Source organism: Alphaproteobacteria bacterium (genome assembly GCA_016699305.1).
GTDB lineage: Bacteria > Pseudomonadota > Alphaproteobacteria.
In genome coordinates, this window is the sequence record CP064970.1 from 1,679,359 (window position 1) to 1,701,095 (window position 21,737).

General features: G+C 60.0%; 21 protein-coding genes and 1 tRNA gene. 9 read left to right on the forward strand and 13 right to left on the reverse strand.

Going from position 1 to position 21,737, the window contains the following annotated elements; translation table 11 throughout:
• Positions 1-73: 73 nt before the first annotated feature.
• Positions 74-679, reverse strand: a complete 606-nt coding sequence (locus IPI58_08020; GenBank protein QQR68775.1) for a tetratricopeptide repeat protein — start codon at positions 677-679, stop codon at positions 74-76.
• A gap of 106 nt (positions 680-785) precedes the next feature.
• On the reverse strand, positions 786-1,484 hold the full coding sequence (gene trmB / locus IPI58_08025) for a tRNA (guanosine(46)-N7)-methyltransferase TrmB (GenBank protein ID QQR70087.1): 699 nt from the start codon (positions 1,482-1,484) through the stop codon (positions 786-788).
• Positions 1,485-1,608: 124 nt separating this feature from the next.
• On the opposite strand from trmB, the gene IPI58_08030 reads away from it, so the two are divergent.
• From IPI58_08030 to IPI58_08040, 3 genes are read left to right on the forward strand one after another with little or no spacing between them, the layout of a single operon-like run.
• A complete protein-coding gene (locus IPI58_08030) occupies positions 1,609-2,346 on the forward strand; it encodes a hypothetical protein (GenBank protein ID QQR68776.1) in 738 nt (245 codons plus the stop codon).
• A gap of 52 nt (positions 2,347-2,398) precedes the next feature.
• Positions 2,399-3,613 carry an efflux RND transporter periplasmic adaptor subunit gene (locus IPI58_08035; GenBank protein ID QQR68777.1) on the forward strand — a complete coding sequence of 405 codons (1,215 nt, stop codon included), beginning with the start codon at positions 2,399-2,401 and terminating at the stop codon, positions 3,611-3,613.
• A gap of 15 nt (positions 3,614-3,628) precedes the next feature.
• Positions 3,629-6,751 (forward strand): efflux RND transporter permease subunit, encoded by a 3,123-nt coding sequence (locus IPI58_08040; protein ID QQR68778.1) that lies wholly within the window; start codon positions 3,629-3,631, stop codon positions 6,749-6,751.
• A 5-nt stretch (positions 6,752-6,756) separates the two neighbouring features.
• On the opposite strand, the gene IPI58_08045 is transcribed toward IPI58_08040, so the two are convergent.
• The 7 genes from IPI58_08045 to IPI58_08075 all read right to left on the reverse strand — a co-directional run bounded on the left by IPI58_08045 (position 6,757) and on the right by IPI58_08075 (position 13,067).
• Positions 6,757-7,692, reverse strand: coding sequence for a hypothetical protein (locus tag IPI58_08045; protein ID QQR68779.1), 936 nt, complete (start codon positions 7,690-7,692; stop codon positions 6,757-6,759).
• A 32-nt stretch (positions 7,693-7,724) separates the two neighbouring features.
• On the reverse strand, positions 7,725-8,762 hold the full coding sequence (locus tag IPI58_08050; protein ID QQR68780.1) for a flippase-like domain-containing protein: 1,038 nt from the start codon (positions 8,760-8,762) through the stop codon (positions 7,725-7,727).
• Positions 8,763-8,794: 32 nt separating this feature from the next.
• Positions 8,795-9,139 carry a 50S ribosomal protein L31 gene (gene rpmE / locus IPI58_08055; GenBank protein QQR68781.1) on the reverse strand — a complete coding sequence of 115 codons (345 nt, stop codon included), beginning with the start codon at positions 9,137-9,139 and terminating at the stop codon, positions 8,795-8,797.
• Positions 9,140-9,259: 120 nt separating this feature from the next.
• Positions 9,260-9,628, reverse strand: a complete 369-nt coding sequence (locus IPI58_08060) for a YdbL family protein (GenBank protein QQR68782.1) — start codon at positions 9,626-9,628, stop codon at positions 9,260-9,262.
• Entirely contained in the window at positions 9,625-9,834 is a 210-nt protein-coding gene (locus IPI58_08065) for a YnbE family lipoprotein (protein QQR68783.1), read from the reverse strand. Before IPI58_08065 ends, IPI58_08060 begins: the two co-directional genes overlap by 4 nt.
• 13 nt (positions 9,835-9,847) lie before the next feature.
• Entirely contained in the window at positions 9,848-11,815 is a 1,968-nt protein-coding gene (locus tag IPI58_08070; protein QQR68784.1) for a YdbH domain-containing protein, read from the reverse strand.
• Positions 11,816-11,975: 160 nt separating this feature from the next.
• Positions 11,976-13,067: a septal ring lytic transglycosylase RlpA family protein gene (locus tag IPI58_08075; protein QQR68785.1), complete on the reverse strand. Its 1,092-nt coding sequence runs from the start codon at positions 13,065-13,067 to the stop codon at positions 11,976-11,978.
• 143 nt (positions 13,068-13,210) lie between these two features.
• Between IPI58_08075 and IPI58_08080 the strand changes: the two genes are divergently transcribed.
• From IPI58_08080 to IPI58_08090, 3 genes are all read left to right on the forward strand, one after another.
• A tRNA-Asp gene (locus IPI58_08080) sits at positions 13,211-13,287 on the forward strand.
• A gap of 53 nt (positions 13,288-13,340) precedes the next feature.
• The gene (locus IPI58_08085) at positions 13,341-14,543 is read left to right on the forward strand and encodes an FAD-dependent monooxygenase (protein ID QQR68786.1); all 1,203 of its coding nucleotides are present in this window, start codon (positions 13,341-13,343) and stop codon (positions 14,541-14,543) included.
• 68 nt (positions 14,544-14,611) lie between these two features.
• Positions 14,612-15,190 carry a diguanylate cyclase gene (locus IPI58_08090; GenBank protein ID QQR68787.1) on the forward strand — a complete coding sequence of 193 codons (579 nt, stop codon included), beginning with the start codon at positions 14,612-14,614 and terminating at the stop codon, positions 15,188-15,190.
• Here IPI58_08090 and IPI58_08095 read toward each other — a convergent pair.
• A complete protein-coding gene (locus tag IPI58_08095; protein ID QQR70088.1) occupies positions 15,180-15,389 on the reverse strand; it encodes a DUF465 domain-containing protein in 210 nt (69 codons plus the stop codon). The two genes, IPI58_08090 and IPI58_08095, sit on opposite strands and share 11 nt — an antisense overlap.
• Before the next feature lie 285 nt (positions 15,390-15,674).
• Between IPI58_08095 and IPI58_08100 the strand changes: the two genes are divergently transcribed.
• Positions 15,675-16,262 carry a hypothetical protein gene (locus IPI58_08100; protein ID QQR68788.1) on the forward strand — a complete coding sequence of 196 codons (588 nt, stop codon included), beginning with the start codon at positions 15,675-15,677 and terminating at the stop codon, positions 16,260-16,262.
• A 335-nt stretch (positions 16,263-16,597) separates the two neighbouring features.
• Here the strand turns inward: IPI58_08100 and IPI58_08105 are convergent, their stop codons facing one another.
• Entirely contained in the window at positions 16,598-17,275 is a 678-nt protein-coding gene (locus IPI58_08105) for a hypothetical protein (GenBank protein QQR68789.1), read from the reverse strand.
• 209 nt (positions 17,276-17,484) lie between these two features.
• Positions 17,485-18,060 (reverse strand): TlpA family protein disulfide reductase, encoded by a 576-nt coding sequence (locus IPI58_08110; GenBank protein QQR68790.1) that lies wholly within the window; start codon positions 18,058-18,060, stop codon positions 17,485-17,487.
• Between the two features lie 64 nt (positions 18,061-18,124).
• On the opposite strand from IPI58_08110, the gene IPI58_08115 reads away from it, so the two are divergent.
• A complete protein-coding gene (locus tag IPI58_08115; protein ID QQR68791.1) occupies positions 18,125-18,319 on the forward strand; it encodes a hypothetical protein in 195 nt (64 codons plus the stop codon).
• Positions 18,320-18,340: 21 nt separating this feature from the next.
• Positions 18,341-20,785, forward strand: a complete 2,445-nt coding sequence (locus IPI58_08120; GenBank protein ID QQR68792.1) for a DUF4175 family protein — start codon at positions 18,341-18,343, stop codon at positions 20,783-20,785.
• A 7-nt stretch (positions 20,786-20,792) separates the two neighbouring features.
• Here IPI58_08120 and IPI58_08125 read toward each other — a convergent pair whose 3' ends face one another.
• Positions 20,793-21,707, reverse strand: a complete 915-nt coding sequence (locus IPI58_08125; protein QQR68793.1) for an ATP-dependent Clp protease ATP-binding subunit — start codon at positions 21,705-21,707, stop codon at positions 20,793-20,795.
• Positions 21,708-21,737 lie beyond the last annotated feature (30 nt).

The window sequence follows — 21,737 nt, forward strand, 5'->3', positions numbered from 1 at the left end:
TGCCGATAGCGCTTTGGTTCAGACTATCCCTACCCTTGCCACCATCGGGAATCCCAAGCGCTGATGACAGCGCCTAGGCGGCTTCTTCCAGTAATCTATGCGCGTGTCCGGTATGGCGTGGGGTCTCGGCCTCTTGTGCAAGCTCTTCATTCATCAAAATATCATTTAAAAGACTGTGTATCCGTGCATGGTGGGGCGATAGATGCAAAGCGTATCCGAGGATGTCTTTGGCCTGTGCGTATCTTTCCATGCCGATCAGGGCTTCGGCCAAGCCTTGCAGGGCCGTTAGACTGTCGGGCCTTAGGCTCAGCGAGCGGGTGAACATCTCGGCGGCTTTGGCGTGGCGGCCTTGATGCAATAGGACGCTGCCCATGCCGTTCATGACGCAGGCATGGCGTGCGCCCAGGGCCATGGCCCGGGCAAAAGCCTGTCCGGCCTCTCTATGACGTTTCAAATGCAGCAGCATAATTCCGTGATCGGCGTGGTAATCGCCCTGCTCGGGGTCAAGGTTTAGGGCATGGGACAGCATCATTTCCGCCACTTCCAAATGCCCCTCATGTCCCAAACGATTGGCTAATCGGTGACAAATCGCGGCATTGTTAAGGACCGAGCCGTGGGAGTAATGAGATTTTTCGATGTGATGTAGGGATTCAATAAGGGCCGTGGGTTGCGTCATCATGGCGAAGACATCTCCATTTCAGTTACGTTATATACCGCACTGCAACAATATCATGGGGTGACCATAATGGATTGGTTTCATGATGAAAGTGATTAAGGTTAATGGATTATTTTCTTTTATACAGCCAATAACTAGGCGCACGTCCTGCCGCTAATGCTTTGGATTCATAGCGTGTTGTTGGCCAGTCCGATGTCGGATGTTGGTTAAAACGGCCCGGGCCAATCGGTGTTAGATCGGCATGGCAACGCAGTTGTGCATCCATCCAAGGGACCAATATGGGTTCGTCGCTGGCGGCGCGCAATTCACCGCCCGGACGCAGCAAGCGGACCAGTTGATCGAGATTCTCTCCACCCAAGAATCGCCGTTCGACATGCCGTGTCTTGGGCCAAGGGTCTGGGAACATGACGAAACAGCGTCCCAAACAACCATCGGGCAGATGGGGCAATAGGGGACGAACATCGTTGGGCAGGATGCGGATATGGGGCAGGTCTTGCCGGTCGATCTTGTCCAACAGGCTGGCCACGCCGTTTTGAAACGGCTCGGCCCCGATGATGCCGATATCAGGATAAGCCGCAGCTTGGGCTGCCAGATGCTCGCCGCCGCCAAATCCGACCTCCAACCACACATCTCGCACAGCGCCCGGTGGCCCGAATAAAAGGCGCGGATCGGGAATGTCCTGGAAGGGCGGCCCCGGCAAGACAAGGCGCGGCAATAAGCCATCCAATAATTCCTGCCGCCGTGGCCGTATGGGTCGCCCTTTGCGGCGACCAAAGAACTTGATCGGCTCGATATGTGTGTCTTCCATCGTCATGCCGCCAACCATCGTGCATGACGGGGGTGCGATGCAAGCCCAACGCATGTATCTCTTTGAGACAAGATGATGTTATGATTTAGAAACAAAATAGCAGTCAGAAAGAAGATGTGATGTAGTGGGAGATCGTAACAACTCATTCTTTGATATCGATAAAATTGAACAGAATTATCGGCTTGTGATGGAGAATTTCGAGAGGATCAACCGTCAAACCAATTGCAGCAGAGACGTCTTTGGCGAAGAGATCGCGGGCAATCTGCTATGCGGCTATGACTGGATCAACAGGCGTTTGGCGAAGAATCGCCATGAGTTCCTATCCCTCGATGAATTGTTAGAGATCAATATGATCGTGCATCTGGGGAACGCCCCATCCAAGCGTGCGGAATATGGCGCCTTTGTGAATGAGACGGGAGACAAGCTTTGTAAATACGCGCCTTCCCTTTTGAAATGGTACAGACGACACGAAAAAAAGGCCGAGGATCCCTATAAGATCGCCGCAGGTCTTTATGTGCGCGTGCTGGCCAGGCCGCAGCTGTATCTGGATGGCAACCACCGTACAGGCTCATTGATTGCGAATTGCTATTTGCTGATGAAAGGCGAAAATCCGTTCATTATGACTCCTCACAATGCGGTGGAGTTCCTTGATCTGGCATCGGATATCAAGTTCAAGAAAGACGATATCGGTTCGAAGTTTAAACGCGCCGTTGGTTGGCGTGATGAATTGGCAAGGATGCGGGCGTTTCTTAAGATCAATGCCTTGCCCTATACCACCTCAACCCCTTCGGTTGGGCCGCCGCGCCGGCCCAGTCGTCCGTGTTCCGTGGTTGCTGATCTTAGAGCTGGCATGGGCGACTGACTCGCGGCTAAGCTGACCGAACGGCTTTTCCCAGCGGGGAGTATCAAGCGATATGACACGATTCATCATCCTGTTCGGTTTCGTCATGCTTGGTTGGCCTGGAGTCTCTCTGGCACAGCACGAACATCATGCTCCCGATGCATCCATGGAATCTGCGCCAGGCATGGACTCGATGCCTGATATGGATATGTCCCAGATGGATCATTCGGGCATGGATCATGCTTCGCATGAAGGCCATGACATGCCTGCTTCGCAAGCCGCCGCGCCGCCGCAACCCGCCGGCACCAATGCCACGGAAATCACCGTGGCGGGGCAGACCTGGCAGCGTTTTGGCATCCGCAGCCAAAAGGTTGTGCGTGGTCCGTTGCAGCCGGTGATCGAAGCCTTTGGCAGTCTGACCTATGATGCGCAGCGCACGGCGCATATCCATACCCGCGCCAATGGCTGGGTGCGCAATCTGGTGCCGCGCGCTGTGGGACAGCGCGTGAGCAAAGGCGATTTGTTGTTCGAATATTTCTCGCCCGAGATCGCCAGCGCCTTCTTTGAATTCGTCCGGTCATCGGCCGCGGAAGGCGCGCGGCGCAAGCTTATATCCATGGGCGTGGCCGAGCGCCAGATTGGCGATATCGCCCGCACGCGCCAAGTGCCGGACGGGGTGCAAGTCTTCGCGCCGCAAGACGGCGCCGTGGTCACGTTGAACCTGGCCGAGGGCATGTATGTGACGCCCGACATGACATTGATATCCCTGGGCGACCCCAATCATTTATGGCTGGTGGCCGAGGTCTTTCCCGAACAATCCGCGCAGATTAAGCCCGGCCAAGAGGCGCAAATCCGCTTTTCCGACCGTCCCGATCTGACTCAGACCGCCTTGATTTCCTATCTCTATCCCGAGATCAACGCTCGCAGTCGCACTCTCAGCGTCCGTCTGATCCTGGACAATCCCGACCCAAGCCTGCGCCCCGGACAATATGCCCAGGTACAATTGACCATGCCCCCGCGCGAAGCCCTGTCCGTTCCCGCCGATGCGGTGATTCAAACGGGACAAGGCGCGCGCGTGATCCAGTCATTGGGCGAGGGCCGTCTGTTGCCGGTAGCGGTGCAGATCGGCGCGCGGGTGGGGGATGACATCGAAATCCTGAACGGACTTGATGAAGGCACCGAGGTGGTCACGAACGCCGCTTTTCTGATCGACAGCGAAAGCAGCGTACAGGCCGCGATGCGGCGCATGGGCGGAACTGGCGGCGGCATGGCCGGCCATCATCATTAATGGAGTCAGAAACCCATGATCGCCGCCATCATCCGTTGGGCCGTTGAGAAACGCTTTCTGGTCCTGTTGGCCAGCTTGGTCCTGGCAGGGGCTGGGATATGGGCTGTGCGCACCACACCGGTGGACGCTTTGCCGGATTTATCCGATGTGCAGGTCATCATCCGGACCAGTTGGGCGGGCCAAGCGCCACAGATTGTGGAAAACCAGGTCACCTATCCCATCGCCACCGCCATGCTGGCCGTGCCCAAGGCTACGGTGGTGCGCGGCACGTCGTTGTTTGGCGATAGTTATGTCTATGTGCTGTTTGCCGAAGGCACCGATATGTATTGGGCGCGGTCTCGCGTGCTGGAGCAGCTGAGCCAAATCGCCGGTCGATTGCCTGCGGGCGTTCAGCCCCTGCTGGGGCCGGATGCCACCGGCGTGGGCTGGATTTTCCAATACGCCTTGGTGGATCGCTCGGGTCGGCTGGACGCCGGACAGTTGCGCGCCTTACAAGATTGGTTCTTGCGCTTTGAGCTGCGCACCGTGCCGGGCGTGGCCGAGGTGGCGGCGCTGGGCGGGATGGTCAAGCAGTATCAAGTGATCGTCGATCCGCAGAAACTGCGTCTATACAACATCCCCCTGGACGAGGTGGAGCAGGCCATCCGCCGCGCCAATGGCGAAGCGGGCGGCTCGGTCATCGAGATGGCCGAAGCCGAATACATGGTACGCGCGGCCGGTTATCTGAAAGGCGTGGCGGATTTGCGCCGTGTGCCGGTGCATCTTGCCGAAGGCGGCGTGCCGATTCTGCTGGAGACGATCGCGGATATCCGCGAGGGGCCGGAAATGCGCCGAGGCGTGGGCGAGTTGGATGGCCAAGGCGAGGTGGCGGGCGGCGTGGTCGTGCTGCGCCAGGGCGGCAATGCCTTGGCCACGCTTAGGGCCCTGCATCAACGCCTGGACGAGCTGAAATCCAGCCTGCCCGAAGGCGTCCAGATCGTGACAACCTATGACCGCGCCCCGTTGATCGATCGCGCCATCGGCACGTTGCGTGAAAAGCTTGTCGAAGAATTCCTTGTGGTCGCCGCCGTGTGCTTGATTTTCTTGTGGCATTTGCGCTCGGCCTTGGTGGCCTTGATCGCTTTGCCGCTTGGCGTGCTGGCCGCGTTTTTGGTGATGCGTCTGCAAGGCGTGAACGCCGATATCATGTCTTTATCGGGCATCGCCATCGCCATCGGCGCTATGGTCGATGCGGCCATCGTCATGGTCGAAGGCATGCACAGGCGATTGGAAACCCATCCCCATCCCAGCCCCGAAGAACGATGGCGTCTTGTGATTGAAAGCGCCGTCGAAACCGGTCCGGCCCTGTTTTTCTCGTTGCTGATCATCACCGTCAGCTTTCTGCCCGTCTTCGCCCTGGAGGCGCAAGAAGGCCGGCTGTTCCATCCTCTGGCCTTCACCAAGACCTATGCCATGGCGGCCGCCGCCGGTTTGTCCGTGACTCTGGTGCCGGTGCTTATGGGCTATTTCGTGCGTGGGCGCATTCAGGCCGAGCATGAGAACCCGATCAACCGCGCCCTCATGGCCTTATATCGTCCCGCCTTGATGGCCAGTTTGCGCCGCCCGCGCTTGACTTTGGCTTTGGCGCTTGCGTTGATCCTGTCCGCCGCATGGCCGCTTGCGCATCTGGGCAGCGAGTTTATGCCCGATCTGGACGAAGGCGATGTGCTGTACATGCCCACGATGCTGCCGGGCGTGTCCATCGCCAAGGCGACTGAGGTTCTACAGCAGACGGATCGCTTGATCGCCACTTTGCCCGAAGTGATGCATGTCCATGGCAAAGTCGGCAGCGCCGAGACGGCCACCGACCCCGCACCCATGACGATGATCGAGACGGTCATTCGCCTGAAGCCCGTCGATCAATGGCGGCCCGGCATGACCATGGCCAAATTGCGGGCCGAGCTGGACGCCCTGGTGCGCGCGCCGGGAGTCAGCAATGTCTGGGTCATGCCCATTCGTAACCGCCTGGACATGCTGGCGACCGGGGTCAAGACTCCCGTGAGCATCAAGGTGGCCGGGCCTGATCTTGCCCGCATCGGTCAGGTCGCCCAGCAGATCGAACATGTCCTGCACGGCGTAGCGGGCACAAGCTCGGTCTATGCCGAGCGGGTCAGCGAAGGACGGTTTATTGACATCACCCCGGATCGCGGCCAGGCGGCGCGTTATGGCCTGAACATCGAGGATTTGAACGAGATCGTCCGCACGGCGATAGGCGGCATGAACGTGACCGAGACCATCGAAGGCGTCCGGCGCTTTCCCGTCAATTTGCGTTATCCGTCCTGGTACCGCGACAGCCCGCAAGCCCTTGGCGATCTTCCAATCGTGACGCGCGAAGGGGCGCATCTTCGCTTGGGCGAGGTGGCGCAGATCGCCATCACCGACGGTCCCGCCATGATCCGCAGCGAGAATGGCCGCCTGAATGGCTGGATCTTCGTGGATATCGCCGGCCGCGATTTGGGCGGCTATGTCGCCGATGCCAAACGCGCCGTGGCCCAAAACGTGAAGCTGCCCGAAGGAGTGTCCCTGTCTTGGTCGGGGCAATTCCAGTATCTAGAGCGGGCGCAGGCGCGCCTGACATTGATCGTGCCCGTGACCTTGGGGATCATCGTCTTGCTGCTGGCCTTGGCGTTAAAGCGCCCCATTCCCGTGTTGATCGTCATCGCCGGTCTGCCCATGGCCCTGACGGGCGGCGTGTGGTTTTTATATCTGCTGGGCTATCACCTGTCGGTGGCCGTGGTGGTGGGCTTTATCGCCCTGGCGGGGGTGTCCGCCGAAACCGTCATCGTGATGCTGCTCTATCTGGATATCGCCATGAAACGCGCCCGCGCCGCTATGCCCAAGGGCGAATTGTCGTCCGCGCAGATTGAAAGCGCCGTGGTGGAAGGCGCCCTTTTGCGCCTACGCCCAAAGGCCATGACAGTGCTGACCATCCTGGCCGGTCTCTTGCCGATTATGTTGGGTTCAGGCACAGGATCCGAAGTCATGCGCCGCATCGCCGCCCCGATGGTCGGCGGCATGGTCACGGCTATCTTGCTAACCTTACTGGCGGTTCCGGCGGCTTATTTGCTGGAGGCAAGACGGGCAAGCAAAGGTGCCTAAGAGAATTAATCTGACGGTGCCAATTCGATGCCCGGCGCTTGCCAGGGTGAACGGACACGGATGCCGGGGCGCAAACCGGGACGCCAGGCGTGATCGGTGCCGGTCAGCTTAAAAACTTCGCCGGGCAATGGCTGGATGCCCTCGGTTCCATAGGGGTTTGGACGCGGACGCGCACCGGCCAGGCTGGGCGCAGGGGCGGCGGCGAAAGACGGTGCGGTTGGCCGATCAATGCGGACAAACATCAGTTCGGCCACGGCTTCGGGCATCATGATTCTTTGCGGGGCGCGGCTAAGCCTTTGTTGCCGACGCCAAGTGACCGGATCGTTCTTCAGCAATTGCACGGGGCGCAAACCGGGTTGATTGCTTTGCTGCGCGGGAGAGTAACCGCGCAAGGCTGCGCGCGGCAGAGCGTAAACGCTGGGCTTGGGCTTTTTTACCGCCGAGGGTTCGGCTTTTCCAGAATCGGAAGTCGTCGAGGGACGGATGCTGGGTGGGAACACCATCAAACGCCATGACGCATTTGCAGGCGTGGTCGCAGATGCGTCATGAGCGCGGCCCTTATCAAGGGCATCATGGATAGGATTGTTGCCCGCAGCCAAGAAACGGCCCAGGGCGCTTCCCGCCAAGACGGGAGCCATGACCGGCATTGATTGGGGATGCGTGGCGGTCGCCAGATCATCATCCAACGCGGCGGAGCTTTCCTCGGGGGTCGGGCCGTGCGGCTCGGGCATATGCCAAGCAATACGTTGCACCGCCATGACTGGCCCGTCGGCCAGCCCCAGATTGCGCATCACTTCCGCCGCGCCGCTGCCGACTCCGGCAAGATCGGGGCGCAGAGGATGGCTGCTGGTCAAGGCATGCTCGGCCAATTCGCGCAGTTCATTCGCATCGATACGGCCATCGCTGACAATGTCTTGAACGTCTTGGCGCGTCAGTGTCATGGACTTCACCTTTGGCGCGGGTTGCGCCGATACTAATGTCGACGCTTTGAGTATAGCCGAAAAAGCCCGTTTTGTCCTTCAACCCATTGCCAAACCAATAAGGCCGGAAGATATAACACCAAATCACGCCCCCGGCGCAGCAAGGCTATCGCCAAAGCGGTCGGAGCGGATAGGCCCAGCAGGCCGCCGAACAGCAAAAACGCGCCCTCTTGCGCCCCCAGAGCGGCGGGAATGAAGAAAGCGGCGCTGGAAGCGGCCTGGATCATCGCCTCTAAAATCAAGGCGTCGGTCCAGGATAAGGGATGCCCCACCAGATGCGAGGCCACCACGATCTCGAACGCGCCCAGGCACCAGGCCAAAAATTCCCAAGCGGCGCATGCCGCCAAACGGCGCGGATCCTTGTATAAGGCCGCGATGGCGCGATCCAAGCGGCCTGTTTGTCGGGTCAAGGCGGCCAGTCGGTCCTGGCCCAAGAACAGCTTGGCCGCGCGCGCGATCAGCCCGAAGGCCCCGAAATGCTGGAACAGATATAGCCCCGCGACAAGGGGCAGCATCAACAACGCGCCTATTAAGAGGCGACCGGTCAGGCCGTCTTGCCCTCCCACTCTTCCTGCGAACAACGCCAGGCCCAAAAAGATAAAAGCCAGTAGCGCGAAGACCGATAACGTGGTCTCGACCACCAAGCTGGCCGCCGCCCAGCGTCCGCGCATTCCCGCGCGCATCATCAGGCGCGTGGCGGCGATTTCCCCGCCGATACGAGCCACCGGCAGCAAGCCGTTGACCGCCTCGCGCACCCAGGCGAACCACAGGAAATGCCCCCAGCCGCATCGTCCGCGACGCGGCACCAGAAGACGCCACCCCACCGCGCCCACGGCCAAAGCGGGCAGACGCGCCGCCGCGACCATCAACACGCCGATCCAGCCTGCCGCCGTCAACGCCTGAATCACGGCATCCGCGCCTTGGGCCACCACCAGCGCCGTGGCTGCGGCCAGGCCCAGCAGAGTCAGCGCGGCCACGCCCCATCGCCATCGCATGCGCGATCGGCGCGGTTCTTTTTTGCTGATCGACATATGCGCCTCGCTTGTGGTGGCGCGACGAAAAGTTATTTCTTTTTGCCTTTGGCTGCGCCGGGCTTGGCGGCGTCCTTGGCCTTGGCCAGCGTCTTGTTGACGCTGACGCCCTTGCCCGCGCCTGCGGCCGGAGCCGGGGCGGCATCGCTGACCGCCACGCCCGTGGTCAAGCCCTCGAAACGCTTCTTGAACTTGGCCAGCTGACCGCCACGATCAATGATGCGGCTTTGACCCGTCCATGCGGGATGCGACTTGGTGTCGATTTCCAACCGCATCGTGTCGCCCGCCTTGCCCCATGTGCTGTGCGTGACATAGGACTCGCCATCGGTCATCACAATGGTGATGGGATGGTAATCGGGGTGAATGCCTTGCTTCATGACCTGCCAACCTTACTGCCAACGTTGAATAGCCGGATAGACCGCACACGGCCTAGGCGGACTTTATAGGACACACACACGCCCCGGCGCAAGCCCGGCTTTACATGCCCTAAAAACCGGTTATTTACGCCGCCACTGGCCGTCCGCGCCCATGACATAGCTGCCAGAAGGCGACTCGGAGGTCAGTTTGGTGCCCGCGCGGGACTGGACGGCGGCTAAAGGTGCCGCGCTGTCGGCGGCGATCCGATGATAGGCGGCCAAACGGGCATCGTTGATCCGGGAGATCAAGGCCTGCAAGGCGGCATCCGAGGCGGACACCGCGCCGATCATGCCATCGGCCCTCTCGCCCACGCGGCCCGCCGATTTGGCCGAAGCCAAGTCTTGCGCGTCATCGGCCCTGGACAGGCCGGGCGTGGCCAAGCTTAGCACGGCCAAAAAAGCCAGCGCCGCGAGTCGGAACCCCATAGGACGGTGCATCAAGCGGTTCATTGTTTTCCTCCGGGCGTCACGCCAAAGATTTCAGGGTTCTTGGCAAAGGCGTCATCCAAGGCGCGATCAACCTTGATCCGCACTTCCTGTTGGATGTTGATATTCAGGTCGATACGGATCGGCTTGTCCGGGGCCTCGATCTTGACGGTGGGCGAACATGCGCCAAGGGCCACGGCCAAAAGGGCCGCCGCTCCTGTGAGCGACATAAGGGAGCGAGGTCTATGGCTCCTGATCATCGGGGGTCTCCTGACGCTTTTTTCCGCCGGGTGCAGGCTGCATCCGGGTCTCGAGATGATGTCCGATATTAGCCGCCTGGGAAGACGCGGTCAAAACATCCCATAACGCGCCGTTCAAGGTCACGTTCAAGATCACGGGCCGCCCTTCTTGCATGTTGGGATTGCGTCCCTCAAGACGCAGGTTCAGGCGTTGCCCTTGCGTGCCGGCATCCTCAAAGCTGAGTGCCGCCACGTCATAGCTGAAGGCGCGTAAGGCTTCGCGCAACAAGGTCAGGCTGGAGTCCTCGCCTTGCAAGAAAGCGGGGGGATGGGCGGGATCATAGCGCAGTTGCCCCGGCCCTTCGCTGGACAATTGACCGCCGGAAATATCCAAGTTCCCCCCCTTCCATCGCATGGGCAAGGTTCCGCTGAGCGTTCCTTGCGCTCCCAAGCCTTCGATATTCAGCAAATCCAATAAAGCACCAAGATCGGCCTTTTCTAAGGCAAGTTCCGTCTGCCATTCGCCGCCCGAGAGGGGAAGGGCGAAAGGTCGTGCCGAAATCAGGCCTTCGCTGCCCATGCGCGCTTCCAAGCGGTCGATTTGAATGGTGGATTCGGGCGTCCAACGCAAGGTGGTGGCCAGATCATGCAAGGGGGTGCCTTCCACGGTATCGACACGCAGATTCTGAGGCCCCTCGCTGACCAAGGGATCCAGGCGATTGAAGGCCAGGCGACCTTGCAAGCCGCGCCATGTATGCCCCGCCACGCGCAAATCGGCATGATCGATATCCAGGCGCAGCCAAGACAAGAAACCCGCAGCACCCCCCCAGGCCATGCGGGTTTGGATGACCACCACGCCTTGCATGTCCATTTTTGTGCCCAATCCGGGCAGTAGATCGGCCAAGGTCAAAACGGCCTTATCGTCGCCGCCGGAATAGGCCAGATCCAGACGCGCGCCATGCAGTTCTATGATGGCTTGCTGTCCGTCCTTGCCTGGGCGCAGTTCCACTTGTCCCAGGCTGTGCCATTTGGAGGTCTCTTTGCCAGCACCCGCGACCGAAAGCGTTCCGCTGACCCATGGGCCGCGTGTGGCGGTCACGTCAAGCTGTCCGGCAAAGCCCAGCGACGGCACATCGCCCGGCTTTCCGTTGGGTTTGGGCATGGCGGAAACCGCCACGCGCACCGGCCAGGAATGCTTGGCGTTTGCGCGATCATCCCATTCCAGATTGGCCAATAGGGCGTAGGGCTTTGTGGTCTCGGCCACGCCTTGCCAGGGTTTGCCCGAGGCTTTGCGGATATCAAGGCGCGTGACGATCCAATCGGCGGAAGCCATGGACCAAGGTTCGGCCACGACCATCTCGGCTGACTCCACCGATCCGGCCGGGGTGATGACCATGCGCGTGATCGTTTGCTTGCCGCGCAAATCCCCTTGTCCGCTCAATATGCCGGACAGGACCAACCGTCCCAGCTCATCGGGGGCCAGCCGGCCATCCAGACGCAAGCCCCAGCCTTGGGCATCCAACCGGATATCCGCCAATTCAACGGCGGGCCAGTGAGCGAATGACGCGCCGGCTTCTTCGCCCGTGGGCAGGGGCAGGCTGTCCAGACCGCCTGGCCCCAACCGCGCATGCAGTCCTTCAATCAAGATCGCCGGAATTTGGGGATCATAGCTTTGCAACAAAGCGGCATAAGGGATAGTGACCGATTGCAAAGACAGGCCGCTATCGGCGGCATCGGCCGAGCGCGTCAACTGAATATGGCGCAAACGCACCCCGCGCCATGTGAGGCTGGCCGACTCCACGCGCGCCAGCGTTAATCCGGCCTGCCACAAACGCGCCTCGGCCAGCGATTTCAATCCTTGCGGTATGGCCCAGGCCGCCAAAGCGACGGCACAGACCAATCCAGCCGCGATGACGCTCAGCCCTACACGAAAGCGGCGGCGAAGAAAGATGGGACGGCGTTGTGTCGGCACGTCAGAACTCCCAGGATGATCCCGATTCGGACGATATCACATCCCGCATATGGTGAAGCCGTGACGTTTTCCCCCTGGTGTCCAGGCTGCGTCTCACCGGTAATTGGGCATCATATGACGCAGTTCCAATATTCCGTGTGCTCGCGTCACAGGGCCTTCCTCAATCGGTGACGATTCTGGCCCCGTCCCCGCCTGCCGCCTTCACGCGCGGCAACAGGCTTTGCGCTTGGTTCATGGACGAAAAGGGCCCCAGCCGGACGCGGTAAAAAGTGCGTCCCCCGACTTGGGTACGCGCCACATCCACAGCGCCCATATGGCCCAGACGTTGACCAAAGCGGTTGGCGTTGCCAGAATCGCTGAACGATCCGGCTTGAATGAAATAACCGTCTTTGCTTGCGCTTGCCTTGGGCGCGGGCTGGGCGGCGGTCGTCATGGAGCGCGGTTTGCTGGGCAGCTTTAAAACGCGGGCGGGTGATGCAGCAAGCGGAGCCTCGGGCAAATCAAGGTCATCGGCGGAAACCGATGGAATGTCGCTGACCACCGGCACGGAGGGCGGTGCCACCACGGCGGCAGGAACCGAACGCGCGACCATCGCCCCGGCGCTTGGCGGGGGAGGAGCAAGTACCTGGCTCTGCACCGCTGTGCGCGGCGCGGCAGCCACCATAGGACCATCGGGCTGGGCGCTCCCTGCTTTGCGGGCGGCATCGGCAATGGCGCGGCTTTCCTGGGCCATGATCTGCACCCGCACCCGCGCCGTGCCGCTTTGTTCAAAGCCCAGCAATTGCGCGCCACGGCGGGATAAGTCGATCATGCGGCCTTCTTTGAATGGGCCTCGATCGTTAATGCGCACCACGACCGAACGGCTATTGCCCAGATTGGTCACCCGCACCAGGCTGGGCATGGGCAAAGTGGGATGCGCCGCCGTGATCTCGTTTTCGTCATAGATTTCGCCATTGGCGGTCATGCGCCCGTTAAAGCCCGGGCCGTACCACGAGGCGACGCCCGTCTGGTCATAGGTGTAATCTTCGCGCGGCGTGTACCACATGCCGTTGATCTGATACGGCTCACCCACGCGCCATGCGCCGCGTCCGGCTCCGCCACTGCCGCCTACCCCCCCTGGCGTGTCGCAAGCCGTCAAGGTTAACAGCAAGCTGGCCGTCAAGACGGCTCGAGCGTGCCGAACCAAGCCGCCGCGTAGGCGATTCATGGCCGCAAGACCAGGATTTCCAGGGGTTATGGACGATACGGACATGATAGGGATTCTCCGACAAGCTGGCGCATCGCAACGATCATTACCCTATGTCCTTTGCCCTCGTCACGCATCTTGTGGAGGGGGGTATCATGATACGATTGTCATATGAGAAAGGAACAGCTATAACAGCCCCCCAGTAGAGCGCGGGTGTAGCTCAGTTGGTTAGAGCGACGGCCTGTCACGCCGTAGGTCGCGGGTTCAAGTCCCGTCACTCGCGCCACTACTGTTTTTCTGGCTTTTGCGGCCTTTATCCCTGAACAGGGTCGGTCGGCGATGAAGAAAACATCTCTTACAAAACGTTATGACGCTCTGGTCCTAGGCGGCGGCCCCGCCGGTCAGGTGCTGGCTTGCGCTTTGGCACAATCGGGGGCGCATGTGGCGGTGCTGGATCGACAGGACCCGGCCATACCGCTGCAGGCTTGGCAAGATGGCCGCGCCTTGGCCCTGGCCTATGGCGGGTGGCGTTTTCTGGAGCAAATCGGCGTGGCGCGGCATATGCGCGCGCAAGTGGGGATGATCAACGATATTCGGGTCGCGGATGGCGCGTCGGCGGCGCATTTGGATTTTCTGCGACAGGATGGCCCCGGCACGCCGCTTGGCGTCATGGCCCGCATGGTCGATCTGCGCCGCGCCTTGGCGCATCGTATGCGCGAGGCATCGGGGAATTGCGATGTCCTGGCCCCTGTCGAAATCCACGCGCTTGAACGCGGCGCAGCGGGCGTAACGATCCGCCTGAACGACGGTCGAACGGTGCAAGCGCCTTTGCTGGTGGGCGCGGATGGACGCGACTCCTTTTGCCGCCGCGAGGCCGGGATCGGGGTCACGGATCGCCCCTATCATGAATATGGCGTGGTGGCCGAACTGGAACACAGCCTGGATCATCAGGGGATCGCGGTCGAACATTTCCTGCCCGGCGGCCCCTTTGCCACCCTTCCCTTGCCAGGACGGCATTGCGGGATCGTCTGGACATTGCCCAAAACGCGCGGCGAGGCGCTCGCCCAGGCCGATGACGAATCTTTCCAACGCCTGATGCAGCAGCGGGCGGGCGATTGGCTGGGCCAGGTGCGCGTGGTGCCGGGCAGCCGCTTTGCCTATCCCTTGACCTTGCGCTTGGCGCACCACCTGACCGCGCCGCGCCTGGCTTTGATGGGCGATGCCGCGCATGTGGTGCATCCGCTGGCCGGGCAAGGCTTTAATCTGGGCCTACGCGACGCGCAATGCTTGGCTGGGCTTGTGACCGAATATCTGCGCTTGGGCCTGGACCCCGGCGCGCCCGATCTGTTGACGAGCTATGCGCGCCGCCGCTGGCCGGATATCGCCGCCTTGGCGGTGGCCACGCACGGCCTTGACCGCCTCTTCGCCCCCAGCGCCGCCCCTGTCATGGCCCTGCGCCGCATGGGTTTGACGATGGTCCATCATCTGCCGATCATCAAACGAGTCTTAATCCGAAAGGCCATGGGGTTGGCAACGGCCTAACCTCGTCTTTCTAAAACCTGGGCGTTATTAAGCTTTTCTTCAAAAAGCTTGGTCACCATGACCGCATCATGAGCGATGAATCGATGCCTGCGCCCCCAGAGGGTTTGATCCTAAACGAGGAGCAACTACGCGCCTGGCAGGCGGTGCAAGCCGATCTGGCCGCCGTCAAGGCGCGGCTGGCACGGTTAGAGCGCACACGGCCTGGTGATGTGGATTTACTGCGCACACGGCCCGAATTCACGCGCGAAGTGGCGCGGATGCTGGCCTATGACGAACGTTATGGGTGTGTCTCGAGCGTCGTGTATTTCGACGTGATGGGCCTGGCCGAAAAAGAAGACTCCCTACGCGACTCGTTGGCGCAATGGATTGGCGAGACTTTACTGACCCATGTGCGCGGTTGCGACATCGTGGCGCGTCTGGCCCCTGACGAGTTTGGGGTGTTCCTGGTGCGATGCGGCCACGAAGATGCGGACAAAAAGGCACGGATGCTAACTGAATCGTTGGCACCGCATCTGCGGTCTTTCGGTCTTCAGGATATTGGATTTGAAACCTACAGCTTCGGAGAGCCAGCCGGGGAGACAGCCCAAGTGGCATCCCGCATGGCCGAACAAGCCATGCAAATCGTAGCGCCGCAAACTACGCGATGATGTCTGGAAGAATATCGCTTTCGATCTCGCGGATGGCATCGCGTACCTGAAGCTTGCGCCGCTTCAGGCGCTGCATCCGTACCTCGTCATGCCACGCCGTCGCCGATAGCGCCACGATGACATCGTCCAGGTCGCGGTGCTCGGTCTTTAAACGCTGCAAGTGACCTTGCACGCCGTTCACTTCTTCCAACGTCGCCATCATCGCATGTAAGCCGCTTGATTGAGGTGTTGACCTGACGGCATGCCTCCACCTTAAACAATCATGGGTGGCCTGCCTAAAGATTGCGTCCATACTAACACGATATTTCGCGTAAATCCATACAAGGAGAATAGATGCGATGCTAAAACATTATGGTGTTGGAGTTTGACAAACGGGCTGAAAACCGTTTATGGAATGACAGCAGGCGAAGTTAGCCCCGTCATCATGGGCTGCCAATCCACGAAACCCCCTGATTGAGGGGGCCTAATTGCAGGGAGAGAGTACATGCAAAACAAATGGATCGCCGTTATTGGATTGATCATGGCCTTGGCTGCCGGACCGGTCCAAGCGGCGGATACTTTGGCGCAGGCGATCAGTGAAGGCGCGGCGTCGGGCGATTACGCAGCGGTTGAAAGCTATGTCGGTGCCAATCCCTCATCGCAGGGGGAAGCCGCTCTGGCTTTGTTGCAGTCTGCCGCTGAACAGATGGCCACCAAGCCTGATGCAGCCTTAAAGGCGATTATTCTGGCTAATGCCTATGCAAGCAGTCTGACGGGTCCTGCGGCAGCGCAGGCGGCGGCTCTTATTGCCTCTCTAGCGAATTCTGCGGCGACCATGTCGGGGGCCAACCCCACTGTGGGTGCGCAGATCCTGGCGGCTCTAAGCTCTATGGCCTCTTTGCCTAATATCGCGGCGGCCTCCCCGGCTTTGTATGCCCAGGTTCTGGGGGCGGCAGCGGATTTTGTGGCTCTGGCTCAGCAAGACAACAACCAACCGCCCGGTCCCTTGCAACAGCAGGTGCTGTTGGCGCAGCAAGAAGCCGCGCGTCCGGGCACCAACCAAAGCCCGACAACCACAGCCAGCCAGGATTGATGATCCTATAGGCCTGGGCGCTTAGGCGCTGATGTTTGAAGGGGGGGGCGGCCTTATCCATGGCCGCCCCTTCTTTCTTAGGCGGGGCTATTATTAGATACGATTTCATAACAAGCTCTGTATCATCAGGATTATGGTGAAAGCAAAGGGCTTTTGAAAAAATCGTCTTTGAGGTCTATCACGGGTGAACATATTGGCACCGCAAACAGCCCCATAGGATGGGCAGGGATGGCCTGTAGGGAAAAATGCTAGTCCAAAGGAGCATCCAGACCATTTCAGGCCATCCACGCCCCGTTAAAACGGAAAAGTCAAAAGATGGTGAAGTCTAATTGACACTAATTAACCTTTAAAACGTAATAAAAATAATAAGATATACCCAATGGAGAAGGGAACCATGGCCCAATATAGTGAACACAACTACTCATTACACCCGGTGTGTACCCTGCATATGAGAATGGACTGTATATTCCTCGAAAATAATCAACTGTGTAATCCGAACCATACATCCCTTGTGTATCGTACATACTAACACCAATAAGTTTATTTATTTGAACACAAAGCTTTTCATCAGATATTGGAAGATATAAAACCAATTCATTGTCGCTAGTTCCAAGATTTGGAATTGCTGCGTATCCGCCAATAATATATGGAACAAAATCTGAAACCCACCACACGGCCCCCGCCCCGGAAATAATATTCGCACCTTTCGGTGGTTCTTTCCACACAATCCCACCGCCATTTATATCAAAAACATGGCAAGATTTATCAGATGGCGCATTCGAGTTTATATCGCGGTGCAGCCCATCGGTCATCCCGTCGCTAAAACGGTTTTCAAAGCTGATTTGCGCGTCTGTGCAGCCTTTCCCTAGCACTCTTTCCACGCCGAGTTTTACTTCATGGGCATATCCAAGAATGGCCGTTGCTTGGGCCTTGGCTTTGACGGCAGAGATATCGCCATTAAACTCACCCGACGCCGCCGAAATGGCAGCGGTTAGGACAGCCAGAATCGCCACGATGTACAGGATCGGGCCAATGGCAATGCCTAACTGAAGGCCATGTTCAGACGCCGATGCCCAGCGCGGGGGGGGGGGAGGCGATTTCAGTGCACACATCATGCTTCTGTAGCAACCGGAGATGATTTCGATTCATGAGGTTATTCCGCGAGAATCGGGTTGTCCACTGCAAACCCCCTTACATTCCTTCTTGGCGGCGAACAGGGGAATCAACGCTTTGAGTTTAGGTGCTGTAAAATCTCAGCCATGGCCTGTGGGCTGTCCCATTGGGCGCTGCCGGTTTGGCGCGCCAGGATGCGGCCATCGGGGGCGATCAACAGGGTTTGCGGCAAAGGCGAGGGCGCTTGGTCAGGCCGGGTTAGGCGACAGGATTCGGGGTGTCGTCCGACGGCGGCCAGGGCCGCGCTCATTTTTGCTGGCTCTGTGTCCGACGAAACGGCCATCACGCGCACCGAAACGCCGCTTGTGGCCAATCGCTCTTGAAGCCGCGCCAGTTCGGGCAATTCATACAGGCAAGGCAGGCACCAACTGGCCCAGTAATTGATCATAAGAGCGGTGGGTGGGACGGTCGGGGCCGGAAGAGTCAGGAATTGCCCGGAGTCCTGTTGGCAAGACAGGGAAAAAGATGTTGCGGATTCCTCGGTTTGCCAGTCCGGCATCGGTAAGGGGAAGGGACCAGCCAGGGCGGGCCAGGCGGCCAGGCTCATCAGCACCGGCAGCAAAAAGGCGGCGCGCCCACGCCTTGGTCTTGCCTGAAAGGTTGACAATAGTAAGAGACTCTTCATGTTCTAATCTTATAGCCCTAAATGAGGGGCTTTTGCCTATGTCACATCCCTAAGGGGTCGAATCATGAGTCCGATGTCCCTGTTGTCCCGCTTATGCCTATCGTCGCGCCGTGCGCGGCGGGGTATGGCGTTGGCTTTGCTGGTTCTGGCTTTGGGCGCGGGAGCTGCCTGCGGCAAAAAGCCCTCCCATGTGGATTGGCCCGAGGGCGCGCCGCAAGGGCGCGGCTATCCCGCGCCCGAATCCATGCCCCGCCCGTAACCTCTGGATCGATATCTGCGCATGATGCCCACACCTCGCCCACGCTCTTCCGATTTGGCCCCTACGCGCTCCATCCGCGCGCGGCGTTGGTTGATGGTGGCGCGGGTCGTGGTGGGGATCGAATCCCTTGCGCCGCGATTGGTAAGGCTGGGGGCGCTGTGGGTCCTTGTGGTCACGGCGGGGTGGTTGGGCCTTGGCGCGACCTTGTCTCCTTGGTCCTTGGGGATGGCGCAATTCCTGATTCTGGCGCTATCGGGCGCGATCCTGCTGCGTGATTTGGAAGGCTGGCGCTGGCCTGGGCCGCGCCAGGCCTTGCGTCGTCTGCAACGCGACAGCGCGTTGTCGCATCGTCCGCTTGAAACTTTGCATGATCGTCCGGCATCATCCGCGCCGGGTTTGGACGTGGTGTGGGAGCGGCATCAAAACATCGCGCGCGAGCGTATCGGTACGCTGCATCTGCGCGGACCGCATCTGGGCCGAATTTTACGTCAGGCTGATCCGCGCGGCCTGCGCCATGGCTTGGCCTTGGTATTGTTGGTGGCGGCCATGGCCGCATGGGGGCAATGGCCGCAGCGTTTGCGCGATATGGTGATTCCGCGCGAATTGGGGGTTGCCTCGGCCCAGCTTCAGGCTCAATTGGTGCCGCCCGGTTACAGCGGCCTATCGCCCATCGTCCTAAGGCCGGACCAACGCGGCGTGCTGGTCGCCCCTGCGGATTCCACCTTGGATGTCAGCGTGCTGGCTGATCATGGCGCGCGACCCAGTCTGGACATGCCCGGTGGCGGTTTTCTGCCCATGCCTGGCGCGCCCGATCAGGGCTATCGTTTGCGGTTGCCGGTCTTGGAATCGGGGACGGCGCAATTGAATCAAGGCGCACGTGTTCTGGGACAATGGTCCTTGCAGATCATGGCCAAGACCCCGCCCGTGATTTCTTGGATCACGCCGCCTCAGATCACCCCCAGCTTGAGCATGCAGATCGAAGCCAAGGTCTCGGATCGCTGGGGACTGGCGCAGATTCAAGCCGTGGTGTCGGATGTGGAGGGCGATGTGAATCGACCTGCCGTGACCTTGGATTTGCCCCGGCCCCCGACCCTCCATGGCGGCGATCAAAGCATTGGCGCGTTTCACGATCTAACAGGCACCACGCTGGCCGGACGCAAGGTGCGTGTTGTCTTGCGTGCCACCAACACAGCGGGGCTGGTGGGCGAAAGCCTGCCCGCCGAAATTACCTTGCCCGAGCGCGTCTTCAACCATCCTTTGGCTCAGGCCTTGGCCAGCTTGCGCGCGCGCCTGTTGACCAAGGGGGAATCCGAACGCGCCATGGCGGCCAATGCCTTGGTGGGATTGTCCACACAGCCCGAACGCTATGGACGCGACAAGGCCATCGGCTTGGCACTGCGCGCGGCGGGCATGCGGTTATGGCTGAATCGCACGCCTCGGGCCTTGGTCCAGGCAGCGGGGATCTTGTGGCCGGTGGCGGTACGCTTGGAGGAAGGCGCGTCTGGTCAAAGCCGCCAGCGTTTGGGCGCGGCGCAAGAGGCTTTGCAACGCGCCTTGGACAACCCGCAAGATATTCAGGCGATGCAACGCGCCTTTGAAGAACTGGAACAGGCTCTTGGCGAACATCTTCGCGTCATGGCCGCCGAATGGGCGGCGCGTGGGGCTTTGCCTGCCGACACCCTTCCTCCCGCCGCCGCCGTTATCACGCCTCAACAGTTGTCTTCCATGCTGACCGATGCGTGGCTGCGCGCGCGCTCAGGCGATCATGACGGAGCGATGCGGCGTTTGCAGGAATTGCGGCAGATGCTGGATCAATTAAGCTTGGGCGAGCCCTCGTCTGATGCATCCGCATCCCGTCCTTTGCCGCGCTGGGTGCCCGAGCTGGGTAAACTGGTCCAAGACCAGGACGATCTGAATCGTCGCACGGATTCCGCCTTACGCGCGGCGCATTCAGGTGCGGATATGAAAAATCATGACCGCATTGCGCGCGGCGAATTGGCGCGGGAACAAGAGTCCCTACGCGGTCGCCTTGGAGATGTGTTGGCCCAAGTGATGCGCGATGTCGGCAAGGATTCAAGCGTGCCGGATTCCCTGGGGCAGGCCGAACGCGCTATGAAGGCTGCGGGCGATCTGTTGACCGATCAGGACGCGGCCGGGGCGCAAGCGGCCCAGGGCGTCGCGGTCCAGGCTCTGCGCGAGGGACTTGACCACCTGCGCACCCAGGCTTCGGCGACGGAAAATGGCGGTCAGCAACGCGATCCCAATCAAATGGGCGGTGGACGCGATCCTTTGGGCCGTTTGCGCCATGGGCTGGGCGCTGGGTCCGATGGAGCGGGACGCATTCCCGATAGCTCGGCGGTGCATCGTTTGCGCCCCTGGATCGAAGAACTGCGCCGCCGCGCCAGCGATCCTGCGCGCGCGCCTGAAGAACGCGACTATCTGAACCGTCTGCTCAGCCCGTTTTGACGCCCAATCAATTGGATCCCAAGGGCAAGATTTCAGCGGCTTTTTCCTCGACGGCGTCGGGGTTCAAGTTAATTTCTGCCGCCACGGCCTCGACCACCATGCGGGAGGGCAGGGTATCGCCATCCTTGATGCCGGCCTGGATGGCGCGCGCGCAGGCGGCGTCTAGGGTCAGGATGGCCTTGTCCGGAAAGGTCCGATGGCGCATGAAATGCGCGGTCAGCCAAACGATCTTGCGGCACACATCATCGGGAATGGCGATGTTGTAATGCTTGATAAAATTGTCGCGGATGCCTTGCAAGATGACCAAAGTTTCCTGCTGATTGGGTTGCTCCAACTCGATCAACTGAAAGCGACGGACAACAGCCTGATCGGGAGTCACATAGTCTTGATACTCGTTGCGGGTCGTGGTGCCCACGACATACAGATTTCCCATGGTTAAATAGGATTTCATGATGTCCACGATTCCCGCCGCGCTGCTGGCCTTGCAGGTGGGCATGATGGTGTGGAATTCATCGATACAGATGATGATGGGCGGCATTTCGTGCGCATCGTTGCGCTCGGCGATGCCACGGATGAAGGGAATCAGGCGGCCTTCGAATTCAGAACGCTCTTTGGCTCCGGCGGCCATGCTGGTCAGGTCCAGTTCCAGCACGCGGGCGTCCTTAAGAAGGCGCGGGACATTATCGCTTACGATCTTGTGCGCCAAACCCACGAATAAAGCCGACTTACCCACGCCTGCCGGGCCGATCAGCATGGCATTCTTGCGCAGACGCTGTAGCAGGATCAGCTCAAGATGATTGATCTCTTCCTCGCGCCCGATAATGGGGTCGAACTTACCTTTGCGCACCATGGCGGTGATGTCGCGGGTAAAGCGGAAGATCAAGTCTTCCAGAAGATCGTCAGAGACCACATAATTCGCCATGAGCCACTCGCCTTGTCGCGTTGGAATCAC

What these genes read in the sequence shown, in the direction of transcription:
- IPI58_08085 (QQR68786.1), top strand. Translation starts at nt 13,341, where the DNA reads ATGAAGAAAACATCTCTTACAAAACGTTATGACGCTCTGGTCCTAGGC.
- IPI58_08115 (QQR68791.1), top strand. Translation starts at nt 18,125, where the DNA reads ATGAGTCCGATGTCCCTGTTGTCCCGCTTATGCCTATCGTCGCGCCGT.
- IPI58_08100 (QQR68788.1), top strand. Translation starts at nt 15,675, where the DNA reads ATGCAAAACAAATGGATCGCCGTTATTGGATTGATCATGGCCTTGGCT.
- IPI58_08050 (QQR68780.1), bottom strand. Translation starts at nt 8,762, where the DNA reads ATGTCGATCAGCAAAAAAGAACCGCGCCGATCGCGCATGCGATGGCGA.
- IPI58_08120 (QQR68792.1), top strand. Translation starts at nt 18,341, where the DNA reads ATGATGCCCACACCTCGCCCACGCTCTTCCGATTTGGCCCCTACGCGC.
- IPI58_08090 (QQR68787.1), top strand. Translation starts at nt 14,612, where the DNA reads ATGAGCGATGAATCGATGCCTGCGCCCCCAGAGGGTTTGATCCTAAAC.
- IPI58_08075 (QQR68785.1), bottom strand. Translation starts at nt 13,067, where the DNA reads ATGTCCGTATCGTCCATAACCCCTGGAAATCCTGGTCTTGCGGCCATG.
- IPI58_08065 (QQR68783.1), bottom strand. Translation starts at nt 9,834, where the DNA reads ATGTCGCTCACAGGAGCGGCGGCCCTTTTGGCCGTGGCCCTTGGCGCA.
- IPI58_08060 (QQR68782.1), bottom strand. Translation starts at nt 9,628, where the DNA reads ATGAACCGCTTGATGCACCGTCCTATGGGGTTCCGACTCGCGGCGCTG.
- IPI58_08035 (QQR68777.1), top strand. Translation starts at nt 2,399, where the DNA reads ATGACACGATTCATCATCCTGTTCGGTTTCGTCATGCTTGGTTGGCCT.
- trmB (QQR70087.1), bottom strand. Translation starts at nt 1,484, where the DNA reads ATGGAAGACACACATATCGAGCCGATCAAGTTCTTTGGTCGCCGCAAA.
- IPI58_08125 (QQR68793.1), bottom strand. Translation starts at nt 21,707, where the DNA reads ATGGCGAATTATGTGGTCTCTGACGATCTTCTGGAAGACTTGATCTTC.
- IPI58_08045 (QQR68779.1), bottom strand. Translation starts at nt 7,692, where the DNA reads ATGACACTGACGCGCCAAGACGTTCAAGACATTGTCAGCGATGGCCGT.
- IPI58_08040 (QQR68778.1), top strand. Translation starts at nt 3,629, where the DNA reads ATGATCGCCGCCATCATCCGTTGGGCCGTTGAGAAACGCTTTCTGGTC.
- IPI58_08110 (QQR68790.1), bottom strand. Translation starts at nt 18,060, where the DNA reads ATGAAGAGTCTCTTACTATTGTCAACCTTTCAGGCAAGACCAAGGCGT.
- rpmE (QQR68781.1), bottom strand. Translation starts at nt 9,139, where the DNA reads ATGAAGCAAGGCATTCACCCCGATTACCATCCCATCACCATTGTGATG.
- IPI58_08095 (QQR70088.1), bottom strand. Translation starts at nt 15,389, where the DNA reads ATGGCGACGTTGGAAGAAGTGAACGGCGTGCAAGGTCACTTGCAGCGT.
- IPI58_08020 (QQR68775.1), bottom strand. Translation starts at nt 679, where the DNA reads ATGATGACGCAACCCACGGCCCTTATTGAATCCCTACATCACATCGAA.